This window comes from Streptomyces sp. WMMB303 (genome assembly GCF_029351045.1).
Classification (GTDB): Bacteria; Actinomycetota; Actinomycetes; order Streptomycetales; family Streptomycetaceae; genus Streptomyces.
Genome location: NZ_JARKIN010000001.1, coordinates 6,483,243 through 6,506,705 on the forward strand (window position 1 = coordinate 6,483,243; position 23,463 = coordinate 6,506,705).

Below are 23,463 nucleotides of genomic sequence, written 5' to 3' on the forward strand. Positions count from 1 at the left end.
GGACCGTGCGCCCGCCCCGGGGATCAGCCGGCCGAGGGCGAATCCCGGCAGCCGCAGTTGGCCAGGGCCGAGGCGAGCCGGTCCAGGGATTGCTGGGCCGCGTCCCGCGTGGCGGCTCCCGTCGTCATGAACGCGAAGGCCAGCATCCGGCCGTCCGCGTCCACGACGGTGCCCGCCAGCGTGTTCACTCCGGTCAGGGTGCCGGTCTTGGCCCGCACCAGCCCCGCGCCGGGCTCGCCGCGCTCGCCGCCGTACCGGCTGCCGAGGGTGCCGGTGAACCGTGCGACGGGCAGCCCGGTGAGGACGGTGCGCAAGGCGGGCCGGTCCGGATCGGCCGCGAGGGTGAGCAGCCGGGTGAGCAGTGCCGGGGAGACCCGGTCCGCGCGGTCGAGGCCGCTGCCGTCCGCGAAGCGGGCGCCCTTGAGGGGCAGGCCGAGCCGGTCGAGGGTGTGCCGTACGGCGCGGCCCGCGCCGCGGAAGTCGGCGGGCTCGCCCGCGGCGAGGGCCGTCTGGCGGGCGAGCGCCTCGGCGAGGTCGTTGTCGCTGTGGGTGAGCATCCGCTCGACCAGCGCGGAGAGCGGTGCCGAGCGGTGCACGGCCAGCTCGGTGGCCTGCTTTCCGGCGGTGCGCTCCCGGGGTGCGCCCTCGACGGTGACGCCCTTGTCCTCGAGCGCGTCCGCGAACGCGTCGGCCGCTTCCCGGGCGGGGTCGGCGACGCGCGGCGCCGGGCCGTGGTCGCTGCCGTCCGTGCGGCCTTCCTCGACCATCAGCGGGGTGACCCGGGCCAGGTTCTCGTTGGGCCCGATGACGTGCCGCTCGGTGCCGGTGTAGCGGGAGGTGTCGTACCGGAGCCGGACGGTGTGCACCTCGCCCCCGTCCAGGGCCCGGGCGGTCCGCGCGGCCAGGGCCGTCAGGTCCTTCCCGGTGAGCGTGGGGTCGCCGCCGCCGACGAGGGTGACCCGGTCGTCCTCGCGGACCGCGCGGGTGGCGATGCGGTACGTCTCCCCGCGCGCGGTCAGCGCGGCGACGGCGGTGGCCAGCTTGATCGTGGAGGCGGGGGCCGAGACCGCCCGGGCGTCCCGGGAGAACAGCTGCCGTCCGGTGACGGCGTCCACGACGGAGGCGTGCCGTACGGCGCCGAGCGAGCCGTCCTCGATCAGCGGTTCGAGCGTGTCGGCGAGGGCCGAGGCGGTGGGCGGCGGCATCTGCTCCGGCCGGCTGTCGCCGCGGCCGGAGCCCTGCGGGCCGCCCTCCCCCGCGTCCTGCTCCGGGACGGGACCGGCCGCGGCGAGCACCTGGGGGGCGGTGGGGGGCCCGGACGGACGGTCGGGGGTGCCGGGGGTGCCGGGGGTGTGGTCCGCGCCACTTCCGCGTTCCTGACGGGCCGCCCGGACCCGCTCGGCCGTACGCTGACCCGAGTCCCACGGCCCCGCCGCGGCCACCGCCAGCAGCGCGGCCACGAGCCCCAGCGCGGTGGAGGCGGCGGTGAACCGGACCGTCAGCCGCTGCTGCGGAGAGGCCGCCCGCCAACGGCGCCGGGCCCCGTGCACCGTCGCGCGCCCGCGTGTGTTCGCGCGTACGGCGGTCGTACGAACGTGCGCCGCGAGGGCGTGCGCACGGGGCGCGACGGTCCGGGCGTACGCCGCCGCGGAGCGGGTCGCGCGGAGGCCGGAGCGGTATGCCCGGTTCGCGGTGTCACGCACCTTCGATCCGGTGTCATGCACCTCGACCAGCCCCTTTCGCGAGCACACATGTGCGTGGGGGACACTTAATCACCAGACTGGAGTTCTTCTGGGGGACGGCCCCCAGGGCACACGAGTGCTGATCTCATCATGATCTATACGGAGGAGCCTCCCTTGGAGTTCGACGTCACCATCGAGATCCCGAAGGGCTCGCGGAACAAGTACGAGGTGGACCACGAGACGGGCCGCATCCGCCTCGACCGGCACCTGTTCACCTCGACCGTGTACCCGGCGGACTACGGCTTCGTCGACGGCACCCTGGGCGAGGACGGTGACCCGCTCGACGCGCTCGTGCTGCTGGAGGAGCCCACCTTCCCCGGGTGCATCATCAAGTGCCGCGCCATCGGGATGTTCCGGATGACCGACGAGGCGGGCGGCGACGACAAGCTGCTGTGCGTCCCCTCCTCGGACCCGCGGATGGAGCACCTGCGCGACATCCACCACGTGAGCGAGTTCGACCGGCTGGAGATCCAGCACTTCTTCGAGGTCTACAAGGACCTGGAGCCCGGCAAGTCGGTCGAGGGCGCCGACTGGGTGGGCCGTGCCGAGGCCGAGGCCGAGGTCGAGGCGTCCATCAAGCGGCTGGCCGCCGAGGGCGGGCACTGAGAACCGTTTCTGCACGGGGCTGCGCCGCTGCCCCCGTTCGGGTGACGGAGGGGCTGCCCGGACGCCGGGCAGCCCCTCCGCCGTTCAGAAGCCCCTGGTGCGCTTGGCGGCGCGGCGGCCGGGCAGCGGCGTCTCCTGGCCCGGGGTCTTGATGAAGAGGCGGGCCAGCTCGCCGCCCAGGTTGACCCCGATGGCGATGGCCAGGGCCAGCGCGCCGGCCGTGGCCAGGTGCTCGAACCCCTTGTTGACGTCGCCCTGGGCGATGTTCAGCAGCCCGAAGTAGGTGTTGCTACCCGGCAGCAGCGGTCCGATCGCCGCCGTGATGTACGGCAGCGACGAGGCGAACTGGTACCGGGACAGCAGCTGGCCGAAGAGGCCGACGAGCCCGGCGGCCACCACGGTGGCCGGGACGGGTGTGACATCGGCCTTGGTCAGCACGCCGAAGATCAGCCAGGCGACGCCGCCGTTCATGGTGGCCAGCACCACGGTGTGGCGCTCCTGCTGGAGCAGCACGCAGAACGCGAGCGCCAGCAGCATCGCGGCCAGCAGCTGGGTGACCGGCCGGTCGCTGTGGTGCACGATGTCGGGCGTCAGCCGGGCGTTCAGCCGGGCGCCCACGTACAGCACCATCAGCACACCGGAGACGATGCCGACGATGAGGTAGATGACCTCCAGCAGCCGGGCGGCGGCGGTGATGTAGAAGCCGGTGAGTCCGTCGTGCACGGCGGCGACCAGCGCCCGCCCCGGGATCAGCGCGAAGAGCCCACCGGTGATGACCGCGGACGCCTGGATGCGGGTGTCGGTGTGCTGGGCGAGCAGCGCGACGGCCACGCCCATCCCGGCCGGGGGCATGGCGGCGGCCGCGAACTGGTAGAACTCCGGCAGTCCGCGCCCGGCGCACAGCCAGGCCAGCCGGTCGCCGAGCATGGCGCCGACCGCGGCCAGCACGAAGACCAGCCCGTCACCGCCCACCAGCAGCGAGGCCGCGCCGGAGAGGGCGCCGCTGGCCACGGTCAGCGCCCACTTGGTGTAGGGGTGCCGGTTGCGGCGCATCTCCGCGAGCCGCCGGTAGGCCTCCTCCAGCGACACCTCGCCCTGGGTGATGTCGGCGACGAGTGCGAAGACGGCCGACAGCCGGGTGTAGTCGGTACCCCGTCTGCGGACGGTCCTGCTGAGCGTGACCGGGTCGTCCACCAACGACGGCTGGTGGGTGATGGCCAGCAGGGTGAAGGTGACCTCGGGTTCGGTGCGGTCGAGTCCGTAGGCGTGTGCGACGCCGAACATGGCCGCCTCCACGTCCTCGGCGCCCTCTCCGCCCGCGAGCAGCAGCTCGCCGATCCGGAGCGTCAGGTCGAGGACACGGGGAACGGGGGGTCCGCTCTCCGCGCCCTCGTCGCCGCGCGGGGAGCGCTCGGGTACCGGACGCTCGGCGAGCGGCATCCGGACCATGGAGCGCATCCGGTCCTGCCAGGGCGAGCCCGGCTTGGCCAGCGGCCCGACGACGGGGATGCCGTCGGGTGGCGTGAAGGCGCTGCCGGGCTCGTACGACAGCGGGCTGACCAGCCCCTCCGGGATGGTGAACTCGGAGGTCGCGTGCTCCTCCTCCGGGATGGGGGGAAGCGGCACGCCCAAGGGCGCCGTGAAGGCGCTGCGTGACTCGTCGGACGCCGGTTTGGCGTCCTCCGGCTCACCACCCTGCTCCGCGGCGTCGCCGTTTCCCCGGGGCTGCCCCACCACTTTCTGTGCGCTCCTTACCCTCTCGCGCCTGATGCGCGTTACGTCTCAAGTTTCCAGCAGTGCCACACGACCGACGTGGTGTCCAACGGAAATGGTTCCACGAACCGGAAGCGTGCTACCTCACAGTGGAGCATGAGAAGTGATCCTCTCCCCAAAGATCCCCCTGTACAGGGGAATTAAAAGTGAGAGAACACGAGGGAAGGGGGTGCGGAGGGGGCTCAGGAGGCGGAAGAACCGCCCTCGCCCCGCTCCCTTCCTACTGCGTTTGCCGCGCGTGCGCGGGCGCGGTCACGTGCGGCTTCCTCATTGGCCGCGATCGCGTCCCGCAGATACCGGGCCAGCCCCGGCCGGATCGCGTCATAGGTGGCGGTGAAGCGCTCGTCCTGGACGTACATCTCACCGAGCCTGCTGTGCATCCCGTGGTCGCACGGGTAGCTGGTGCGGGAGATGAACAGCCGGTGCCGCTCGGCCAGATCGGTCACTCCGGGCGCGTCCGGCGCATCCCCGGCCGCCATCCGGTCGGCGACCGCGCGGTGGATCCCGTCCAGCTCCCGGGTGAGCGCCTTCCAGTCCTCCTTGGTGCGGGAGGCGGCCCGGCGCTGCGACTCCCGGTACGCCTCGGTGCTGCCCCAGCGGTGCTCCGCCTCCTCGGCGTGCGCCTCCGGGTCGAAGTCCCCGAAGACCTCGAACCGCTCCTCGGGGGTGAGACTGATGCCCATTTTCCGTGCCTCCATGGCGCGTTCCACGGCGGTGGCCATTTCCGTGAGCCGACCGATCCGCGCCGTCAGCACGGCGTGCTGCCGGCGCAGCAGGTCGATCGGGTCCGCAGCGGGGTCGTCCAGCAGGACGGCGACCTCCTCCAGCGGGAAACCCAGTTCCCGGTGGAAGAGGATCTGCTGCAGCCGGTCCAGGTCGGCATCGGTGTAGCGCCGGTGTCCGGCCGCCGTGCGCTCCCCGGGGACCAGCAGGCCGATCTCGTCGTAGTGGTGCAGGGTGCGCACCGTGATCCCGGCGAGAGCGGCGACCTGCCCGACGGAGTGGCTCATATCCGCCTCCTCGTTGGCTTGCGGCATCCACGGTGCGCCCTCACGTCACGTGAGGTGCAAGCCGTTCTTCCGGGCGCCGCTGCGGCGACGGACTCAGAACGGCCGCCGGTCCGTCAGGACGCTGAGGTCCCGCTCGCCCTCGCCCGCCATCACGAAGGCGCCGCCCTCCAGCCGGGAGATCAGGTCGCGGGCCCACGCCGCGTCGCTCTCGGCCGTGTGCACCCACAGCTTCATGATCTCCCCGATGTGCCCCCACTCCGGCGGAGCACCACCGTCCGGGGTCCAGTTCGAGGTGACCTCGTCGCGCCAGGACTCCAGCGCGGCGACCCGCTCCTCCAGCAGCGCGACGGCCTCCGCGCGGGGCAGGTCCACGAGGAACCCGACGGCGGAAGTGAGCAGCTCCTGCTTCTCCCGGGTGGCGGTCAGCGCGTGCCGCAGCAGCCGGAAGAACTCCGCCTCACCGGCCGCGGTGATCTCGTACTCGGTGCGCGGCGGGCCGCCCGCGGTGCTGGGGGCGATGGCGTGGGCGAGCAGCAGGTCCTGCTTGGCGAGCTGCTTGAGCGCGTGGTAGATCGAGCCGGGCTTGGCCGCCGACCACTCGTGCGCGCCCCAGAACTCCAGATCGTTGCGGACCTGGTAGCCGTGCGCCCGCCCCCGCAGGCGCACGTCCCCCAGCACCAGCAGCCGGATCGCCGACATCGCTCCCTGTCCCCGTCACACCGCCGTGGTTCTGTCAAGCACCACCCTATGCGGGGCCGCCGGGGCGGGGGCGGCAGCGGGGTCAGTCCCGCGGGGTGTCGCCCCCGCCGGGCGCGCCGCCGAAGGCCGACCAGTCCGGCTCGGGCATCGCACCCGTCTCGAACACGAGATCGAAGGCACCCTTGCCGTCGAGCGTCTCGCGGATGATGTCGGCGTGCCCCGCGTGCCGCGCGTACTCCTCGATCAGGTGCAGCAGGCCCCAGCGCCAGGAGAACTCGCCGCCCTTGTCCCACGGCGCGGGCGGCACGACGAAGGTCTCGTCCAGCGAGCCCAGCCCGGCGACGGCCCGCTCGGTCTCGGCACCGACCCGCTCGCTCTCGGCGAGCAGCACCTCGACGGTCTCGTCCTCGCCCGGCCTGAAGCTGGTCTCCCACTCCGCGCGCTTGACCTCCTCGGCGACGTCGATCCCACGGAAGGTACGCAGCCAGCTCGCCTCCGTCACGGTCACGTGCTTGAGGACCCCGGCCACCGACAGTTCGCCGGCCGTGGGGGTGCTGCGGGCCTGCTCCTCGGTCAGCCCGTGCACGGCCCGGCGGATGCCGCCGCGCTGCGCCTCCAGGAACGCCAGCAGGGCTCCGCGCTCGTCACCGGGGGCCTCTGCCTGGACGACTACCGGCATGCTGCTCGCCACCTCTCGGGTCGGTCCGGGGCCTCTCCCCGGCCGATGACCACAAGCTATGCGGCCTCGCGGTCAGGGTCTGTCCTCGATCGGGCACGAGGGGTGCGGCATTTCCCGGGGCTCCGCCCCGCCCCGGACGGAGACCGTGACGGGGCCGGGCGGAACGGCCGGAGCGGGCGGAACGGCCGGAGCGATCAGAACGGGAACTCGCTGCGCTCCCGCTGGATGGAGACCCAGCGGGTGGTGGTGAACGCCTCCACCACCTGCGGCCCGTTCAGCCTGCCCAGACCCGAGTGCTTCTCGCCGCCGTACGGCACGATCGGCTCGTCGGCGACCGTGGAGTCGTTCACGTGCACCATGCCCGCCTCGATCCGGCGGGCGACGGCGACACCGCGCTCGATGTCCGCGGTGTGCACCGCGCCGGCGAGTCCGTAGGGGGTGTCGTTGGCGATCCGTACCGCGTCCTCCTCGCCGTCGGCACCGATGATCAGTGCGACCGGCCCGAAGATCTCCTCGTGCCGCAGCGGGGAGTCCGCCGGCAGGTCCGCCAGCACGCTGGGCGAGACGAGGTTGCCGTTCGCCGAACCGTGCAGCAGCGCCGTGGCGCCCTCGGAGAGTGCCTGCTCGACGATGGCCGTCACCCGCTCCGCCTGGCGGGAGTTGATCAGCGGACCGATGTGGGTCTCCGGCTTCGCCGGGTCCCCCACCACCAGTCGGCCGACCCGGTCCACGAACTTCGCGGTGAACTCCCGCTCCAGGCCACGGTCCACGATGATCCGGTTGGCCGCCATGCACAGTTGGCCCTGGTTGACGAAGCGGCTGTAGACCGCGGCGTCCACGGCGTAGTCCACATCGGCGTCGTCCAGCACCACCAGGCCGCTGTTGGAGCCGAGTTGGAGTATCACCCGCTTGAAGTTCCGGCCCGCGACGGTGGCCACATGGCGGCCGACGCGGTCGGAGCCGGTGAAGGAGATGACCTTCGGCACCGGGTGCTCGATCAGCGTGTCACCGATCTCCGCACTGTCGGTGATCACGACGTTCACCAGCCCCGGCGGCAGCCCGGCGTCCTCCAGCACCTTGGCGACCAGGGTGCCCCCGCACACCGGGGTCGACTGGTGCGGCTTGAGGACGGTGGCGTTGCCCAGCGCCAGCGCGGGCGCCACGGACTTGACCGCCAGCAGGAACGGGTAGTTGAAGGGGGAGATGACCCCCACGACCCCCACCGGGTCCCGGTAGACGCGGTTCTCCTTGCCGGGCACCGAGGAGGGCAGGATCTCCCCGAGCGGGTTGAGCGAGAGCTGGAGGGCCTCCCGGAAGAACTCCTTCACCATGTGGATCTCGAAGGCCGCCTTGTGCCGGGTGCCGCCCAGCTCGGCGATGATGGCCTCGGTGATCCGCGGCTCGTTCTCCTCGATGACCCGGATCGCTCGCTCGAAGACCCGTCTGCGGGCGTACGGGTTGGTGGCAGCCCAGTCGCGCTGCGCGCGTTCGGCCGCGCGATACGCCTCGTCGACCTCGTCGCGTGTGGCGACGGTGATGGAGGCGAGCTTCTCCCCGTTGTACGGGTTGAAGTCGATGATGTCCCAGGAGCCGGAGCCGGGACGCCACTCGCCGTCTATGCACTGGAGTGCCAGGTCCGTGAAGTAGGCCATGCCATTCCTTCGGGGGGTTGAAGGAGATGCTGCTGCTTGGTCATCGTACCGACGTGTCACAGGAGTTGACCGATTCGCCACAGGAGATCCCGGGTGTCTTCGGGAGAAAGGCTGATATCCACCAGTCGCCGTAGCGCCTGGTCGTACTGCGCCACCTCGTCCCGCTTGTCCAGGTAGAGGGCACTGGTGAGCTGCTCGAGGTAGACGATGTCGTTGAGGTCGGACTCCGGGAAGCGCAGCAGGGTGAAGGCGCCGGCTTCGGCGGCGTGCCCGCCGACGGCGAACGGCGCCACGTGCAGGTGCACGTTGGGCTGGTGGGAGATCTCGGCGAGGTGGGCGAGCTGGGCCTCCATGACGGCCGTCGAGCCGAACGGCCGGTGCAGCGCGGCCTCGTCCAGCACGCAGACCAACTGCGGGGCGCTCTCGGCCAGGAGCAGTTTCTGCCGTTCCAGCCGGAGCGCGACGCGGCGCTCGGCGTCCTCCTCGGCCAGCGGGGCGCGGTGGCCGGCCGCGACCACGGCCCGGGCGTACTCGCCGGTCTGCAGGAGGCCGTGCACGAACTGCACCTCGAACGTGCTGATGTGCGAAGCGGCACCCTCGAGGCCGACGTAGGTCTGGAACCAGCCGGGCAGCACGTCGCTGAAGTTGTGCCACCAGCCCGCGACGCTGGAGTCCCTGGCCAGCCCCAGGAGGGGGGCGCGCTCGGCGTCGTCGGTGACGCCGTAGAGCGTGAGCAGGTCCTCCACGTCCCGGGCCTTGAAACTGACCCGGCCCAGCTCCATCCGGCTGATTTTGGACTCGGAGGCCCGGATCGAGTACCCGGCGGCCTCGCGGGTGACGCCGCGGGCTTCGCGCAATCTCCTGAGCTGCGATCCGAGCAGGATGCGCCGGACCATCGAGCCGCTGGAACTGTTCACTCCCTTCGCCGCTCCGAGGTCGCTCGCTGCCGATTCTGCTGCCATTTGATCAGCCCTCCACCCCTGCTTGAAGGGAAGTGTGCCATCCCCGCGCTCCGTTGCGTGCGCGGCCGATTACACACGATCGAAAGTCTCTCGTGCACGTGCATCTGCCCTTGCATCTGCTGTGAGCATTGGGAACCATGGGGAGGGCACAAGTGGACTCGCCGGTACGCAAGTTGGCCGCGTGGGTTGCACTGTGGCGCCCGCACCAGGCGGGGTAGCACGGCCGACAGGATCCGCGCAGGATCGAAACTGCCGCTGACGCCAGGAGTGGCCCTTGTTGGGGACCGAAGGATCGACGGTGCTGGAGCCCTTGGAGGGGCTCCGGACGCCGGATGCCGCCTCGGTCTCCGGCTCCGCTTCCTGCGCGCTCCCGCCGCGCCACGAAGCGGTCTCCAGCGCCCGGAACTTCACCCGCAGCACGCTCCGGCACTGGGAACTGGCAGAGAAATTCGACGACGTGGCGCTGGTGGTCTCCGAACTGGTGACCAACGCCATGCGGCACGGCCTCACCCCCGGCGCCGATCACGGGGCGGCGTCGGGGGACGAGGACGGCCTGCCGGTCCGGCTGCATCTGATGCGCTGGTCGGGCCGGCTGGTCTGTGCCGTACGGGACCCCAGCGACCAGCCCCCCGATGTGACGGCCGTGCAGGACGCCGCCGCACACCGGGGGGCGCACGGGGGATTCGACGACCGCGGGACACCCGCCGCCCCCCAGGGCCGGCCGGCACTCGCAGGCTCCATGGAGTACGGGGGCTCCATGGATCGAGGGGGTGCCTCGGCCTTCGGGGCCCCTCTTGAACCCGGGAGGCTCCTCGGCTCCGAGGGGCCTCCCGGGCACGGGGGAAACGGGGGACACGGGGGACACGGGGGCGCCGTGGAAGCCGGTGACGCGTTCGCCGCAGGCGACGCGTCGGGCGTCTCGTACTCCGAGGACGCGGAGTACGAGACGCCCGGCTTCACGGCGGAGTCCGGCCGCGGCCTGCGCCTGGTCGACTCCCTCAGCGACGCCTGGGGCTGGCACCCGCTCTCGGGACTGCTCGCCGGGAAGATCGTCTGGGCGCTCTTCCGGACCGGCCGCGAGGCGCCGGCCCTCGGCGAGGTACCGGCCCTCGGCGGAATACCGGCCGTCAGCGGGCTGTCAGGTCGTCGAACTCACCGTCCTTGACGCCGAGGATCATCGCCTCCAGTTCAGCGGACGTGTAGACGAGCGCGGGCCCGTCGGGGAAGCGCGAGTTGCGCATGGCGATCTCCCCGTTGGGCAGCTTGGCGAACTCCACGCAGGCTCCCTGCGAGTTACTGAAGCGGCTCTTTCTCCACACGACCCCCTGGAGGTCCCTGGCGGCCATGCCGTTGAACGCGTCGGGCACTTGGAACTCCTGAGGTGGTCGAATGTGCAGGACCGGGTCGCGCAGCCGTGAACTGCCAACTTCCCGGGATCATAACTTTGTTCACGTACGGATGCATGTGCCGATGCACGTGCACGACGGCGGGTCGCAAGGCCGTCACAGCTGGTCAGACCCTTGACTTAAACTTGGCTTCAAGTTCTAGCGTCGCGTCATGAGCATGGAGATGACGGCATGGCAGGCGCTCTACAACGCACGCCAGGCCCACCAGGACCAGCACCCCTTCTCCGCGGCCGCGATCGGCCGCATCGTCCGCTTCGCACACCGCCACCACCGCAGAATGCTCGCATTCATGCTGCTCAGCAGCGTGCTCGCGGTGCTCACGGTGGCCACCCCGCTGCTCGCGGGCCGGGTGGTGACCGCGATCGACCAACAGGCCGCCGCAGGCACCGTGCTGGGACTCGCCGGGCTGATCGCGGCCATCGCCCTGGCGGAGGCGGGCGTCGGCCTTCTGACCCGCTGGCTGTCCGCGCGTGTCGGGGAGGGACTCATCCTCGATCTGCGTACCGCCGTCTACGACCATGTGCAGCGGATGCCGGTGGCCTTCTTCACCCGCACCCGGACCGGCGCCCTGGTGAGCCGCCTCAACAACGACGTCATCGGCGCCCAGCGCGCCTTCTCCTCCACGCTCTCGCAGGTCTTCAGCAACGTCGTCACCCTGCTGCTGACCCTGGTGGTGATGTTCAACCTGTCCTGGCGGATCACCCTGCTCGCGCTGGTGCTGCTGCCCCTGTTCGTCCTCCCCGCCCGGCGGATGGGCGCCCGGCTCGCCCGGCTGGAGCGGGAACGGGCCGACCACAACGCGCGGATGAGCACCCAGATGACCGAGCGCTTCTCCGCACCCGGCGCCACCCTGGTCAAGCTGTTCGGACGGCCACGCGAGGAGTCCGAGGAATTCGCCGCCCGCGCCGACCGGGTACGCGCCATCGGAGTGCGCACCGCCATGGTGCAGGAAGTCTTCTTCACCGCGCTGACCCTGGTGGCAGCGCTCGCACTCGCCCTCGTCTACGGACTCGGCGGCTACTACGCGCTGCGCGGCAGCCTGGAGCCGGGCGCCGTCGTCTCCCTCGCCCTGCTGCTCACCCGCCTGTACGCCCCGCTGACCGCACTGGCCAGCGCCCGGGTCGCGGTCATGAGCGCCCTCGTCAGCTTCCAGCGCGTCTTCGAAGTCCTCGACCTCGAACCGCTGATCGACGAGAAGCCGGACGCGGAAGAGGTGCCCGCCGGCCCCGTCTCCGTGGAGTTCGACGACGTCCACTTCAGCTACCCCTCCCCCGACAAGGTCTCCCTCGCGTCCCTGGAGGAGGTCGCCACGCTCGACACCCGGGGCGGCGAGGAGGTGCTGCACGGCATCTCCTTCCGCGCCGAACCAGGACAGATGGTCGCCCTCGTGGGCTCCTCGGGCGCGGGCAAATCCACCCTCGCCTCGCTGCTGCCCCGCCTCTACGACGTGGACAGCGGCGCCGTCCGGCTCGGCGGGACGGACGTGCGCGACCTGAGCGCCGCCACGATCCGGCAGACCCTCGGCATGGTCACCCAGGACGGCCACCTCTTCCACGACACCATCCGCGCCAACCTGCTGCTGCCCCGGCCGGAGGCCACCGACGAAGAGCTGTGGTCCGCGCTGCGCCGGGCCCGCCTCGACGGGCTGGTCGCCGCCCTGCCCGACGGCCTGGACACCCTCGTCGGAGAACGCGGCTACCGGCTCTCCGGCGGCGAGCGGCAGCGGCTGACCATCGCCCGGCTGCTGCTCGCCCGGCCCCGCCTCGTACTGCTGGACGAGGCGACGGCCCACCTGGACTCCACCTCCGAGGCCGCCGTGCAGGAAGCGCTCGCCGAGGCGCTGCAAGGCCGCACCTCCCTCGTCATCGCCCACCGGCTGTCCACCGTGCGAGCCGCCGACCGGATCCTCGTCCTGGAAGAGGGCCGGATCGTCGAGCAGGGCACCCACGAGCAACTGCTGGCCGCGGGCGGCCGCTACGAGGAACTCCACCGCACACAGTTCCTCGCGGGCGACCACCCCGCCGAAGCGCACCCGGCGGAAGCACCGGCCGCGGGCGCACCCGGGAGACCGGAAGCGGTTCCCCACCGGTGAGCGCTCCGCACCGGCACGCACCGCGGACGCCACCGGGACACGGGAGGCCCCGGAGCGCACCCGGACGCGGCACGCGGGCCGGCCCGCGTCACCCCCGCGGACGCGCTCGGCAGGCGCGCCCCCGCGCAGAGGCACAGGCTGAGCCGTGGACCGTCCCACGGCTCCGTCCCGCGGCGGTCCACTGGTACACGCCAGCCTGCCGGAAGGACACGAGCGCCATGAGCTGCTCCAGCCTTGAGTCTCTGACCCGCTGCTCCGTCGCCGTCGACCTGGGAGCGGCCAGGACCCGTGTGTACGCGAAGGGTGCGGGGCTCATCGTCGACCAGCCGTCGGCCGTCGCGGTGAACACCTACTCCGGCAGCCTGATCGCGGTCGGCCAGGCCGCGGAACGGATGGCGGGGCGCACGCCGCAGCACATCGAGGTCATCCGGCCGATCGCCAACGGCCATGTGGTGGACATCGAGATGGCCCGGCGGATGGTGCGGACCCTCATCGGCGAGAAGCTGCCCCGGCTCAAGCGGCGCCGGACGATGCAGCGGGCCGTGGTCACCGTCCCGCACGACGCCGACCCCCTGACGCGCCGCGCCGCCGTCGAGACACTCTCCGGAGTGGGGGCGCGCCACGTCGAACTGGTGGAGGCCCCGATCGCCGCGGCGATCGGCTCCGGACTCCCCGTCGTCCACCCCGAAGGGGCGATGGTGTTGCTGTGCGGGACGACCAGCACCCAGATCGCGGTGGTCTCACTGGGCGCCATCGTGGCGGCGGGCACGGTCGGCCTGGGCGGGGACACCATCCACCACTCCGTGGTGCAGTACCTGCGCAACCGGCACGAGCTGCTGCTGCCCAGCCAGGACGTCCGCCCGCTCCATCTGGCGCTGCTCGGCAGCGGCGGCGTCGGCACCGGCGTCTACACCGGAACCCTCGAGGTCCAGGGCCGGGACGTGGTCTCGGGCCTCGCCCGCACCGTCACCATCGACCCGGAGGAGGTGCGCGGCGCCATCCAGACGCCGCTCACCGGCCTCCTGGACACGATCCGGATCGTGCTGCACCGCTGCCCGCCCGATCTGGTGGCCGACCTCGCCGAGCACGGCATGGTGCTGGCGGGCGGCACCGCGCTGCTGCCGGGCCTCGCCGACCAGCTGCGGGAGCACACCGGGATGGCCGTGCAGGTGGCGGAGGAACCGGAACTGTGCGCGGTCAACGGGCTCGCCGCGATGATGTCCGGCCGGATCACCCCGCACCCCACGGGCTGGGACTCCCCGGCGGCCGAGGGCGCGGCCGTCCCCGCGGGCGCCGGAGCACTCGCCGGGGGCGCGGAGGCCGTGCCGGTGCCGGGACAGGACATCGGCTAGCCGCCGACCGGGCGCACCGCCGCTGCCCGGCGTCCGGTCTCGGATCGCGTCGTGGCGGCACTGTGCGGCGTCCGGGTTCAGATCGGGTCGGTGGCCGCGTCGTGCGGCGCGTAGGGCCCGAACAGGTCCACCAGCCGGGCGCGGCAGCGCTGCAACCTGTCCGCCATCACCGCGGCCACCGATCTGGTCATCGCCAGGCCCAGCGCTTTGTCCTCGTCGCACAGCACCCGGACCGTGAGGGCGTCGAACTCCAGGGCGCGGACGGGACTGTCCGCCTGGGCCGCGAGCGACCACACATACGGCTGGAACATCCAGGACCATCCGAGCAGCTCCCCGTGCCGGACGTGGTCGATGGCCACGTCCCGGTGTCCCGGGATGTGCATGGCCAGGGTCGCCGAACCGGTGTGCAGTATCCAGAACCGGTCGGCTCTCGAACCCTCCTCGAAGATCCGTTCCCCGGCGTCGAAGCGCACTTCGGACCCCAAGGAGCGCACCCGCTCTCGCTGCTCAGGTGTCAGCTCGCCGAGCAGTCCCGTCGTGGTCTGCATGGCCCGCCCTCCCTTCCGGGAACGGAGCGACGTATTCCCACGTCACGGCCATTTCACGGTACCTCTCCTCACTCGAACAGGCGAGCCGGAAGAGACGCGGCGTACCGTCGGCGGTATGTGCAGAAGCATTCGGACCCTGCGTCCGCCCTACGCCGAGGCCGTCACCGAGCAGGACGTACGCGCGGCCGCACTCCAGTACGTCCGCAAGGTGTCCGGGTTCCGTGCCCCGGCAGCACACAACCAGGCCGCTTTCGACCAGGCCGTCGAACGGATCACCGCGGCGACCGAGGACCTCCTGGAGAGCCTGGTGGTCAAGGGCTCCCGGTGAGCGCCGGGCGCGCCGCGGCGCCGCTCAGCCCCGGGCGCCTGCCTCCTCACGGCTCTCCAGCAGCCTCAGCAGCTCGCCCAGCGTGCGGGCGAGCCCGTCGCGCTCCTCCTCGCCCAGCCCCGCCAGCAGCGACCGCTCGAACGCCACCTGCTCCGGCAGAATCCGGTCCACCAGCTCGCGCCCCTGCACGGTCAGCGAGAGATGGGCGACGCGGCGGTCCCGCGCGTCCGGGCGCCGCTCCACCAGACCCCGCTCCTCCAGGGTGCGGACCCGCTTGGTGACCGCCGTCCCCGAGGCGTAGGTCTCCCGCGCCAGCCGCCCGGGGGTCAGATCCCGGTCCTCGCGGCGCAGGGCGCTGAGGATGTCGAACTCGGGGCGCGAGAAGCCCTCCCGGGCCAGCGGCGCGTCCGACGACTGCCGCAGCAGCGCCGCGCACCGGGTGAGCCGGCCGATCACCCCGATCGGCTCGGTGTCCAGGTCGGGCAGCACCTGCCGCCACTGCCCCAGGACCCGCGCCACGACGTCACCCTCGGCCGTCCAGCCGTTCTCCCCCGCCGCTCCCGCTTCGTCGGCTCTTCCCCCGTCGGCTCTATCGCCGGGTGCGCCTTCCGCCGGCACGCGCTGCCCCTCTCACCCGAGCTCGTCTCTCCCGTACACCGCCCAATTCTGCCGCCGGGGGTGGGAGCGGTACGGGAGCGGGGTCCCGCCGGGCGCGCGTGGCGCCCGGCGGGACCCCGGGGAATGGCCGGCGGCCCTGCGGATCCCGCCGGTGACGGGGCCGCCGGCCGGCCACCGCGAGCTGGAGCCGGACGGACTCGCGGTCGGTTCAGGCGCGCCTCCGGGCCGGTTCGGCCCGGCTCCACAGGGACGGCGCCGTCAGGCCCGGCTCCACAGGGACGGCGCGTCCTGCGGGTTCCAGCCCGGCTGCGCGGTGTGGGCCTGGACGCAGCGGTAGGTCACTCCGTTGTAGGTGACCTGGTCGCCCACCCGGTACGCGGTGCCCGCGGCCCAGGTGCCCTGGTCGGGCGGGTCCGTCGGACCACCGCCGCCGCTGGTGACGAGGGTGAGGCCGTACGCCTGGAGCGCCGGGTTGACCGGGTGGAAGAACGTGGTGCCGCCCGAGGTGCAGTCGCCGGAACCGCCCGAGGTCATGCCCTGGGCCTGACTGCCGGAGATGAACGAGCCGCCCGAGTCCCCCGGCTCCGCGCACACCGTGGTCCGCGTCACCCCCGAGACGGTGCCCTGCGGATACGTGACGCTGGTGTTGCGCTGCTGAATGGTGCCGCAATGCCAGCCGGTGGTCGAACCCGAGCGGCACACCGACGAGCCCACCGGCGCCTCGGTGGAGCCGGCCACCGTCACATCACCGCCGCCGTAGCCGTTGACCAGCGGACGCGGCGTCCAGGAGGAGTTCACCGCGACCCAGGCGTAGTCGCGGCCGGGGAACGTCGAGCCCTGGAAGCTGCCCTGGGCCTGCTGGTTGTACCCGGAGGTGGAGGTGCCCGGGGTGCCGCAGTGGCCCGCCGTCACGAATCCGCCCTGGCCGCCGCGGGTGACGGAGAAGCCGATGGAGCACCGGCCGCTGCCGTTCATGTAGTAGGCGTCGCCGCCGCGCAGGTCGGCCAGCGGGCGGGGCTCGGCGGTGGTGCGGCGCACCGTCACCGCGTCCCGGTCCACACCGGCCCGCTTCAGCAGCGCGTGCGCCGCCGAGGTGCTGCGGGCCTCCACGACGACATCGTTGCGGACGGTGTCGATGTACCAGACGGGGACACCCTTCGGCGCGGAGCGGGCTGCCGCGCGGTCGAGGGCCTTCTGGACCCGGTCGAGCGCACCCAGGTCCCGCGCGACGACCCGCGCGGTGGCGCCCGCCCCGGTGATGCGCGACCGCTCGGCCGCGTCCGTGGTCGCGACCGTCAACCGCCCGGCTGTCCGGCCGCTGACATGGGCCCCGGCGAAACTGTCGCCGAGCGCGGTGCGCAGCGCCCGGGACGTGGCAGCCGCCGCTGCCTCGTTGCCGAGCCGGGTCTCGGCCTCGGACGCGGTGAGCCCGAGGTCGCGGCTCATCGCCCGCACCAGGTCGGGATCGGGGGCCGCGTGGGTGCCGGGGGCAGGTGCCCCCTCGGCGGCAGCGGCGGGGGACGGCTCGCTCAGCCCGGCCAGCACCAGGCCCGCGACGGCCAGGACGGCGGCGCCGGCGGCCGCACCCTGCCGCCGCACGGCGCGTGATCCGGGTGGGAGGCTTCCGGAACTCGTGGGTCTCGCCATGGAGTTCTCCTCTGTGGGGCGCTCCCGGCGGGGACGGGGAGCGGGTTGGCGAAACCGTAGACCGGACCACCATTGGTCCGGACCTCTCATCTCTCCCCCTGCCACGGCGTTATGGCGCCCGCGGCATGGCGCGGGCCCGTGCCATGGTCCGGCCCTCCGTGTCATGGCGCGGCCTCCGTGTCATGGTGGCGCCCGCCCCCTCACCCGGCCTCACCCGGCTCCTCACGTCATGTCGGCACCTGCCGCAGCCGGCGCCAGTGGGCATAGCTGGGGCTGAGCGCGGCGGCGCCGGCGTGCACGGCGCGGGCGTGCGCCACAACGCTCTCCGCGGTCTCGGCGGCCCGCGTGTCCGGGTACCAGCCCAGGACGTGCCGCCACATCAGCGGGGAGCCGAGCAGCGGACGCGTCACCAACCCGGGAGTCGGCGGGAACGTCGCCCGGCACAAGCCCACTGCCCGCCCCACCTGCACCAGATGCACACAGGAGGCGGTGTCCGTCTCGTACACCGCCTCCGGGGTGAACCCCACCCGCGCGCAGGCCGCAGCGAAGCACTCGGCGAAACAACCGTCCCCCGGGACGTTCGTCCAGCACGCGTCCGCCAACTCCCCCAGTGGCACCTCCTCGCAGGTCGCGAGTGGATGCCCCTCGGGCAGCATCACGAACACCGGGTCGACCGCCACCTCCCGCCACACCACCGCCACACCGCTCCCGGCGGCCGGCGGACGGCTCGGCCCGCACACCCCCGTCAGCACGTAGTCGATCCGCCCCTCGGCCAGCAGCCCCGCCAGCTCACGGGTCGACCACGAGGTGTACGTCGTCACCGACGCCGCCGGGCAGGCCGAGGCCAGCCGGTCCACCAGGCCGCCCAGCAGTGGTCCATGCGTCCCGCCCAGCCGGTAGCGGGTCCGCCGATCCCGGCCGGCCGCCCGCTTCCGGCTGAAGCTGCGCGCCTCCTCCTGGAGCTCCGCGACCGCCGGCACCAGCACCCGCGCCCGCTCCAGCACCAGCTCCCCCAGTTCGGTCGGCCGCACCCCGTGCGGACCCCGGACGAACAGCTCACCGCCCAGCGCCCGCTCCATCCGCTTGAGCTGCGCGCTCAGGGCCGGCTGCGCCAGCCCCAACCCGGTCGCGGCCCGCGTCAGACTCCCCGCCTCGGCGATGGCCGAGACGACCTTGAGGTGCCGGAGTTCCAGGTCCATTCCCATACGGTGCGGCGCCCGCCGACCGCCGACAAGAGGGCGGCACCCGGCCTTTCCGGCCCGACGGGGGACCGTGCTCCCGCACCTTCCGAGAGGTGAGTACTGTTGTCACACTGCAACTGTTCCGGGGGAGAGAGAAGGACACCCTATGGGCACGACGGGCGGCCTCGGCACCGCACGCGCTGAAGTCGTGCGACTGCCGCACGGAGACGGCCTGTGGGCGGTGCGCGCGGAAGGCGGCGTGACGGACGCCGACCACCCGGCGCTCCGCGCAGCCGTGCGCCCCGCGGTCGGCTGCACCGCCGTGGTGATCGACCTCGCCCTGGTCCCGTATGTGTCCCCGGCGGGCGTCCGGGCGCTGGCCGCCTGCGCGCGTACCCTCGCGGCCGACCACCGCGCACTCCTGCTGGCCGCCCCGAACGAACGGCTCCGCCGCGCACTCTCCGCGGAGGGAGACTTCCCCACAAAGGGCCGCCCGGTTGTGGTCCACTCCGTCGCGGAGGCGGCCGCGGACCGCCTGGCGAAGGCCGGTGCCGCCGCGGGGGCTGTCGAACGCGCCGCAGGGGCTGCCGGTGCCGCCGCGGACTGCGCGATGTCCGCCGCGCAGCCCGCCGCCACGTCCACCGGACCGACCGCGACCGCCGCACCCTCCGCGTTCGCCATCCGGCCGGCGGAGCAGGCCGCCCCACCGGGCGAACTGCTCCGGCTGCGCAAGGAGATACGTCACCTGCGGGCCAAAGCCCGCACCCACCCGCTGGTCTCCCGCGCCCAGGGCATCCTGGAGGAACGCTACCGACTGCCGGACGACCGGGCGGCGTTCTCCCTGCTGGAAGCCAGCTCGCAACGGTTCAACGTACGGCTCCGCACCCTCGCGACCGCCCTCGTCACCACCCCGGGCCCCCGCTCCTACGACAGCGTGTGGTTCCCGGCCCGGGAGCGGCTCACCGCGCCACGGCTGGCCTTCGCCCCAGGACTGCGGACGGCCTCCGCGAACACCGCGGAGGTGCTCTCGGCAGTACTGCGCCGCAGCATGGAGGTCGTCGGCACGGACATGGGCAACGTCCAGCTCGTCGACCCGGTGACCGGCGACCTGCGGATCGAGAAGCACCGCGGACTGGACGAGGACTTCGTGGAGTTCTTCGACCGCGTCGGCGAAGACGGCACCGCCTGCGCGCAGGCTTCGCAGCACGTCGCCCGCGTCACCGTCACAGACGTGGCCACCGACCCCGTGTTCGACGAGCCCGCCCGAGAGGCCATCCTGGCCGCGGGCAGCCGCGGCTGCCACAGCACACCCCTGGTGAAGCAGCCCTCGGACCGGCCCGAGGGAGTCGTCTCCACCCACCACGAACGTCCGGTGCGGGCACTCTCCGCCGCGGAGGCCCGGGCGCTGGACGAGATGGCAGCGCAGTGCGCGCAGTGGCTGGAGTGGTACCGGCACACCGTCGTCCTCGACGCGCTCGAAGACCTCCACTTCGCGGGCAGCACCTGGCGCTGACCCCTGCGGGGTGCCCTCGCGTTTCGGCTGCCGCCGGTGGGGGGTGCCGTGTGGTGGGGGCACGCCCCCTTTGTTTTCCGGCTGCCGCCGAGGGGTCGTGTCGGGGGGCTCCGCCCCCCGACGGCCCCCCGCTAGTGGGCTCCGCCCCCTAGGACCCCCGTCCGCATCTGCGGCACCGTCCGGCTCCGGGCACCGGGCGAGGTGCCTCCGCCTCGGGTTGCGGCCGGTGACAACCCTGCGGGTCGCGTCAGAAGGAAAGCGAACTCGTCTTTTGTGGGATCGGCCCGCGGGGTTGTCACCGGGGGTACCAAGGGCCCGGTGCCGCACGCCGCGGACGGGAGTTGAGGACGGCTCCGTTTCGCGGCCGGGGGTTCTAGGGGGCGAAGCCACCTGGCGGGGGGCGTTGGGGGGCGGAGCCCCCCAACACGGCCTGTCGGCGGCGGCCGAGAACGCCAGGGGGCGTGCCCCCACCACCCGGGAACCCACCACCGGCGGCACGGCTCCGCGGAATGCGGGTGTGTCCCATGGATGTGCGAATATCTGCCGGTCCGGCCGGACGAAGCGGCCGGGCAAGAGGGGGAGGGGGATCCATGTCGTTGCGCGATCTCGTCCACGACACCGCCGTGGCGCGGATGTCCACGTCCGAGCGGCTGGACCGGCTGCGTTCCGCACGTCTGTACTTCCAGCGTCCTGAGAATCCCGGTTTCCTGGTGGCCGAGACGGTGGACGGCCCGGTGGTGCCGGTCTTCACCTCCTGGGAGCGACTGGCCCTGTTCGCCGGAGCGTGCGACTGGGCTTCCACCACGGCGGAGGACTTGGTGGAACTGCTGCCCGACGGTGTCCGGGCACTGGTGGACCCGCTGGGCGAGCACCCCTTCCTGCTGGACGCGGACCGGCTGACGCCGCCGGAGGCGGCCGGGCCGGTACCGACGAAGCCCGGGTCACAGCCCCGGCCCGGCCGGCCACGGACGTCATCGCGTCGGGCACCTCGCTGAGTCCGGCGAAGCTTTCCCCTGCCGCTGGGCGACGTGGGGTTCCAGGTGCGGGACCTCGCGGGGGGGTCGAGTACCGCGGCAGCCCCGGCCGCCCCCGCACTCATCGCGCCGGGCCGCGCCAGCGGTAGAGGTGTACCGGGCGTCCGGTCTCGCCGTGTCTGAGGCGGTGGCGGACCAAGCCGGCGCTCTCCAGGAGTTTGAGGTAGCGCTGTGCGGTCTGGCGGCTGAGGCCGGCGCGGTCGGCGACCTCCTGGGCGGAGAGGGCGTCCGGGGCGCTGTGCAGCACCTCCCGCACCAGGTCGGCCGTCAGGACGGAGTGGCCCTTGGGCAGGGTCTCCGCGGAACCGGGTGGGGTGGGGGCGCCGAAGACGCGGTCCACCGTCTCCTGGGTGGCGCCGGACCGCGGGGCCGTCGCCAGCTCGTGACGGAGAGCGGCGTAGCTGTCGAGCTTGCCGCGCAGATGGGCGAAGGTGAACGGTTTGACCACGTACTGCAGTGCGCCGTGCCGTTGGGCCGCGCGCACGGTTCCGGTGTCGCGGGCGGCGGTCACCATGATGACCTCCGTCTCCACGCCGAGGTCGTGCAGGCGGCGGAGGAGGGTGAGGCCGGACTCGTCCGGGAGGTAGTGGTCGAGCAGCACCAGGTCCACCGGGTGCCGGCGCAGGAAGAGCAACGCGGCGGCCGCGCTGTGCGCGGTTCCGGCGACGCGGAAGCCGGGGACCTTGGCCACATAGGCGGCGTTGATCCGGGCCACGTCCGGGTCGTCGTCGACGACCAGCACGTCGATCATGTCCGGGGTCCCGTGTCGACTTGCGGCCCGGTGCGGGAGGCGGCGCAGTCACCCCCGCGGACGCGGTCGGGCGGCGCGTGGGCGGTGTCCGTCAGCGCCTCGGGCAGGACGACGCGGAACTCGGCGCCGCTTCCGGCCTCCGTGTCGCTCCCGGCGGCCCTGACCCCCACCTCGCCGCCGGCGCGTTCCGCGAACCGGCGGATCAGGGCCAGGCCGAGACCGCGGTGCGCCGTGCCGCCGGCGTCCGTGTCCGCGGCTGCGGCCTTCGTGGACCAGCCCTCCTCGAACACCAGCTCCCGGTGCGCGGCGGGGACGCCCGGGCCGGTGTCGCGTACGGCGAGCACCACCGTGCGGTCGTCCTCGGTGCGCAGTTCGACCTCGACCGCCGGGTCCGCGCTGCCCGCCGCGGCGTCCAGCGCGTTGTCCACCAGGTTGCCGACGACCGTGACCAGGCCGCTCGGGTCGGCCAGCCGGTCGGGCAGCAGGGAGCCGGGGTGGAGGCGGAGCGCGACGCCGCGTTCGGCGGCCACCGCCGCCTTGCCGACCAGCAGCGCCGACACCAGGGGGTCGTGCACGCGCTCGGTGACCTCTTCGGCCGTCGCGCGGTGCACTCCCAGCGCGTCGGTGACGTACCGCGCGGCGTCCTCGTGCAGGCCGAGTTCCAGCAGGCCGAGCAGGGTGTGCAGCCGGTTGGCGTGCTCGTGGTCCTGGGCCCGGAGGGCGTCGAGCAGACCGCGGGTGCCTTCGAGTTCGCGGCCGAGGCGTTCGAGTTCGGTGCGGTCCCGCAGGGTGGCGACGGCGCCGCCGTCCGCGGTGGGCATCCGGTTGGCGACCAGGACGCGGGAGCCGCGCACGGTGACCAGGTCGCGGCCCGCCACCCGGCCGGAGAGCACGTCGGCTGTCCGGCCCGCACCCAGGGCCTCGGTCACCGGGCGGCCGAGCGCGTCGTCACCGAGGCCGAGGAGCCGCCGGGCCTCGTCGTTGACGAGCCGTACCCGGCCGTCCGCGTCCAGCGCCACCACGCCTTCGGCGAGGCCGTGCAGCATGGCCTCGCGCTCGGCGAGCAGTGCCGAGATGTCGGAGAAGGCGAGCGCATGGGTGCGCCGGCGCAGCCGCCGGGCGAGAAGGTAGGCGGCCAGCGCTCCCACGGCCAGTGCGCCGCCCGCGTACGTCAGCAGTTCGGGGACGAGCGCCAGCAGGCTCTCGCGGACGTTCGCGTAGTCGATGCCGACCGAGACCGCGCCGATGATCCGGCCGTCGGCGTTCCGCAGCGGGGCTTTGCCGCGTGCGGTGCGGCCCAGGGTTCCCTCGTCGATCTGGGCGACGTCCCGGCCCGCCAGCACCGGTCCCGGATCGGTGGAGACGTGCCGCCCGAGGGCCGAGGGCGAGGGGTGGGACCAGCGGATGCCGCGCTCGTCCATGATCACCACATATTCGGCGCCGGTGGCGCGCCGGATGCGTTCCGCCTCGGTCTGCAGGGGGCCGCGCGGACTGGGGCGCTCGGCTGCGTGTGCGGCGGCGGTCAGCTCCTGGGCCAGCCCCGGCCGGGCGGCGGTGGTCTGGGCGATCGCGAGGGCGCGGCGGGTGGCCTGCCGGTCGAGCTGATCGCTCAGCGGGGCCAGGAACACTCCGCTGACCAGCGCGGTCACGCCGACGACGAGAGCGAGCTGGGCCGTCAGCACATGCGAGGAGACGCGGCGTGGTGGTCCGACACGCATCCGCCCCGCCTCCTCTCGTCCGTTGTCGTGGTCCGGTCGGGCCGGGTCCCGTCGTGCGTTCGTCCGGTCCGGCGGTCCGGCCTCGCCGTCCGGACCCGTCCGCCGGTGCCCCTGGATCCGTCCGGCCTCGGCTCCGCGATGCCGGGAGCCGT

Annotated in this window: 21 protein-coding genes; 7 read left to right on the top strand and 14 right to left on the bottom strand. The window is 73.1% G+C overall.

The window, feature by feature from the left end; translation table 11 throughout:
• Window positions 1–23 precede the first annotated feature (23 nt).
• Window positions 24–1,703 (bottom strand): D-alanyl-D-alanine carboxypeptidase/D-alanyl-D-alanine-endopeptidase, encoded by a 1,680-nt coding sequence (gene dacB, locus P2424_RS28240; RefSeq protein WP_276478492.1) that lies wholly within the window; start codon window positions 1,701–1,703, stop codon window positions 24–26.
• 153 nt (window positions 1,704–1,856) lie between these two features.
• Between dacB and P2424_RS28245 the strand changes: the two genes are divergently transcribed.
• Entirely contained in the window at window positions 1,857–2,348 is a 492-nt protein-coding gene (locus P2424_RS28245; RefSeq protein WP_019355633.1) for an inorganic diphosphatase, read from the top strand.
• Between the two features lie 84 nt (window positions 2,349–2,432).
• Here the strand turns inward: P2424_RS28245 and P2424_RS28250 are convergent, their stop codons facing one another.
• From P2424_RS28250 to P2424_RS28275, 6 genes are all read right to left on the bottom strand, one after another.
• Complete coding sequence (locus P2424_RS28250) at window positions 2,433–4,085, bottom strand: threonine/serine exporter family protein (RefSeq protein ID WP_276478493.1); 1,653 nt, start codon at window positions 4,083–4,085, stop codon at window positions 2,433–2,435.
• Between the two features lie 218 nt (window positions 4,086–4,303).
• Window positions 4,304–5,131: a MerR family transcriptional regulator gene (locus P2424_RS28255; RefSeq protein WP_276478494.1), complete on the bottom strand. Its 828-nt coding sequence runs from the start codon at window positions 5,129–5,131 to the stop codon at window positions 4,304–4,306.
• 93 nt (window positions 5,132–5,224) lie between these two features.
• Complete coding sequence (locus tag P2424_RS28260; RefSeq protein WP_276478495.1) at window positions 5,225–5,830, bottom strand: PadR family transcriptional regulator; 606 nt, start codon at window positions 5,828–5,830, stop codon at window positions 5,225–5,227.
• 82 nt (window positions 5,831–5,912) lie between these two features.
• A complete protein-coding gene (locus tag P2424_RS28265) occupies window positions 5,913–6,509 on the bottom strand; it encodes a DinB family protein (protein WP_276478496.1) in 597 nt (198 codons plus the stop codon).
• Between the two features lie 194 nt (window positions 6,510–6,703).
• Window positions 6,704–8,161, bottom strand: a complete 1,458-nt coding sequence (locus P2424_RS28270; RefSeq protein WP_276478497.1) for an aldehyde dehydrogenase family protein — start codon at window positions 8,159–8,161, stop codon at window positions 6,704–6,706.
• Between the two features lie 56 nt (window positions 8,162–8,217).
• Window positions 8,218–9,123: a helix-turn-helix transcriptional regulator gene (locus P2424_RS28275; protein WP_276478498.1), complete on the bottom strand. Its 906-nt coding sequence runs from the start codon at window positions 9,121–9,123 to the stop codon at window positions 8,218–8,220.
• A 277-nt stretch (window positions 9,124–9,400) separates the two neighbouring features.
• Between P2424_RS28275 and P2424_RS31060 the strand changes: the two genes are divergently transcribed.
• Window positions 9,401–10,288 (top strand): ATP-binding protein, encoded by an 888-nt coding sequence (locus P2424_RS31060; protein ID WP_346660120.1) that lies wholly within the window; start codon window positions 9,401–9,403, stop codon window positions 10,286–10,288.
• On the opposite strand, the gene P2424_RS28290 is transcribed toward P2424_RS31060, so the two are convergent.
• Entirely contained in the window at window positions 10,251–10,490 is a 240-nt protein-coding gene (locus P2424_RS28290; RefSeq protein ID WP_019355625.1) for a DUF397 domain-containing protein, read from the bottom strand. The two genes, P2424_RS31060 and P2424_RS28290, sit on opposite strands and share 38 nt — an antisense overlap.
• A 190-nt stretch (window positions 10,491–10,680) precedes the next feature.
• Between P2424_RS28290 and P2424_RS28295 the strand changes: the two genes are divergently transcribed.
• Together P2424_RS28295 and P2424_RS28300 are read left to right on the top strand one after the other, a co-directional pair.
• Window positions 10,681–12,621 (top strand): ABC transporter ATP-binding protein, encoded by a 1,941-nt coding sequence (locus tag P2424_RS28295; protein WP_276478499.1) that lies wholly within the window; start codon window positions 10,681–10,683, stop codon window positions 12,619–12,621.
• A 218-nt stretch (window positions 12,622–12,839) separates the two neighbouring features.
• A complete protein-coding gene (locus P2424_RS28300; protein ID WP_276478500.1) occupies window positions 12,840–13,973 on the top strand; it encodes a rod shape-determining protein in 1,134 nt (377 codons plus the stop codon).
• A 77-nt stretch (window positions 13,974–14,050) separates the two neighbouring features.
• Here the strand turns inward: P2424_RS28300 and P2424_RS28305 are convergent, their stop codons facing one another.
• On the bottom strand, window positions 14,051–14,521 hold the full coding sequence (locus P2424_RS28305; protein ID WP_276478502.1) for a cyclic nucleotide-binding domain-containing protein: 471 nt from the start codon (window positions 14,519–14,521) through the stop codon (window positions 14,051–14,053).
• Window positions 14,522–14,636: 115 nt separating this feature from the next.
• On the opposite strand from P2424_RS28305, the gene P2424_RS28310 reads away from it, so the two are divergent.
• Window positions 14,637–14,849 (top strand): DUF2277 domain-containing protein, encoded by a 213-nt coding sequence (locus tag P2424_RS28310; protein WP_019355620.1) that lies wholly within the window; start codon window positions 14,637–14,639, stop codon window positions 14,847–14,849.
• 24 nt (window positions 14,850–14,873) lie between these two features.
• On the opposite strand, the gene P2424_RS28315 is transcribed toward P2424_RS28310, so the two are convergent.
• The 3 genes from P2424_RS28315 to P2424_RS28325 all read right to left on the bottom strand — a co-directional run bounded on the left by P2424_RS28315 (window position 14,874) and on the right by P2424_RS28325 (window position 18,313).
• Window positions 14,874–15,368, bottom strand: a complete 495-nt coding sequence (locus P2424_RS28315; protein ID WP_276479161.1) for a MarR family transcriptional regulator — start codon at window positions 15,366–15,368, stop codon at window positions 14,874–14,876.
• Between the two features lie 357 nt (window positions 15,369–15,725).
• On the bottom strand, window positions 15,726–17,114 hold the full coding sequence (locus P2424_RS28320) for a carbohydrate-binding protein (RefSeq protein WP_276478503.1): 1,389 nt from the start codon (window positions 17,112–17,114) through the stop codon (window positions 15,726–15,728).
• Window positions 17,115–17,341: 227 nt separating this feature from the next.
• Window positions 17,342–18,313: a LysR family transcriptional regulator gene (locus P2424_RS28325; RefSeq protein WP_276478504.1), complete on the bottom strand. Its 972-nt coding sequence runs from the start codon at window positions 18,311–18,313 to the stop codon at window positions 17,342–17,344.
• Between the two features lie 148 nt (window positions 18,314–18,461).
• Here P2424_RS28325 and P2424_RS28330 point away from each other — a divergent pair, with 148 nt between their 5' ends.
• Complete coding sequence (locus P2424_RS28330) at window positions 18,462–19,808, top strand: ANTAR domain-containing protein (protein WP_276478505.1); 1,347 nt, start codon at window positions 18,462–18,464, stop codon at window positions 19,806–19,808.
• Between the two features lie 590 nt (window positions 19,809–20,398).
• Window positions 20,399–20,803 (top strand): SseB family protein, encoded by a 405-nt coding sequence (locus tag P2424_RS28335; protein ID WP_276478506.1) that lies wholly within the window; start codon window positions 20,399–20,401, stop codon window positions 20,801–20,803.
• Between the two features lie 100 nt (window positions 20,804–20,903).
• Here the strand turns inward: P2424_RS28335 and P2424_RS28340 are convergent, their stop codons facing one another.
• Together P2424_RS28340 and P2424_RS28345 are read right to left on the bottom strand one after the other, a co-directional pair.
• Window positions 20,904–21,593, bottom strand: coding sequence for a response regulator (locus tag P2424_RS28340; RefSeq protein ID WP_276478507.1), 690 nt, complete (start codon window positions 21,591–21,593; stop codon window positions 20,904–20,906).
• Window positions 21,590–23,311 carry a sensor histidine kinase gene (locus P2424_RS28345; RefSeq protein WP_276478508.1) on the bottom strand — a complete coding sequence of 574 codons (1,722 nt, stop codon included), beginning with the start codon at window positions 23,309–23,311 and terminating at the stop codon, window positions 21,590–21,592. Before P2424_RS28345 ends, P2424_RS28340 begins: the two co-directional genes overlap by 4 nt.
• Window positions 23,312–23,463: the final 152 nt, after the last annotated feature.

Bases quoted from the DNA above. Each gene is read 5' to 3' on its own strand.
- P2424_RS28300 (WP_276478500.1), top strand. From the start codon at position 12,840: ATGAGCTGCTCCAGCCTTGAGTCTCTGACCCGCTGCTCCGTCGCCGTC.
- P2424_RS28305 (WP_276478502.1), bottom strand. From the start codon at position 14,521: ATGCAGACCACGACGGGACTGCTCGGCGAGCTGACACCTGAGCAGCGA.
- P2424_RS28325 (WP_276478504.1), bottom strand. From the start codon at position 18,313: ATGGACCTGGAACTCCGGCACCTCAAGGTCGTCTCGGCCATCGCCGAG.
- P2424_RS28320 (WP_276478503.1), bottom strand. From the start codon at position 17,114: ATGGCGAGACCCACGAGTTCCGGAAGCCTCCCACCCGGATCACGCGCC.
- P2424_RS28330 (WP_276478505.1), top strand. From the start codon at position 18,462: ATGGGCACGACGGGCGGCCTCGGCACCGCACGCGCTGAAGTCGTGCGA.
- P2424_RS28270 (WP_276478497.1), bottom strand. From the start codon at position 8,161: ATGGCCTACTTCACGGACCTGGCACTCCAGTGCATAGACGGCGAGTGG.
- P2424_RS28275 (WP_276478498.1), bottom strand. From the start codon at position 9,123: ATGGCAGCAGAATCGGCAGCGAGCGACCTCGGAGCGGCGAAGGGAGTG.
- P2424_RS28265 (WP_276478496.1), bottom strand. From the start codon at position 6,509: ATGCCGGTAGTCGTCCAGGCAGAGGCCCCCGGTGACGAGCGCGGAGCC.
- P2424_RS28345 (WP_276478508.1), bottom strand. From the start codon at position 23,311: ATGCGTGTCGGACCACCACGCCGCGTCTCCTCGCATGTGCTGACGGCC.
- P2424_RS28260 (WP_276478495.1), bottom strand. From the start codon at position 5,830: ATGTCGGCGATCCGGCTGCTGGTGCTGGGGGACGTGCGCCTGCGGGGG.
- P2424_RS28310 (WP_019355620.1), top strand. From the start codon at position 14,637: ATGTGCAGAAGCATTCGGACCCTGCGTCCGCCCTACGCCGAGGCCGTC.
- P2424_RS28335 (WP_276478506.1), top strand. From the start codon at position 20,399: ATGTCGTTGCGCGATCTCGTCCACGACACCGCCGTGGCGCGGATGTCC.
- P2424_RS28255 (WP_276478494.1), bottom strand. From the start codon at position 5,131: ATGAGCCACTCCGTCGGGCAGGTCGCCGCTCTCGCCGGGATCACGGTG.
- P2424_RS28340 (WP_276478507.1), bottom strand. From the start codon at position 21,593: ATGATCGACGTGCTGGTCGTCGACGACGACCCGGACGTGGCCCGGATC.
- P2424_RS28295 (WP_276478499.1), top strand. From the start codon at position 10,681: ATGAGCATGGAGATGACGGCATGGCAGGCGCTCTACAACGCACGCCAG.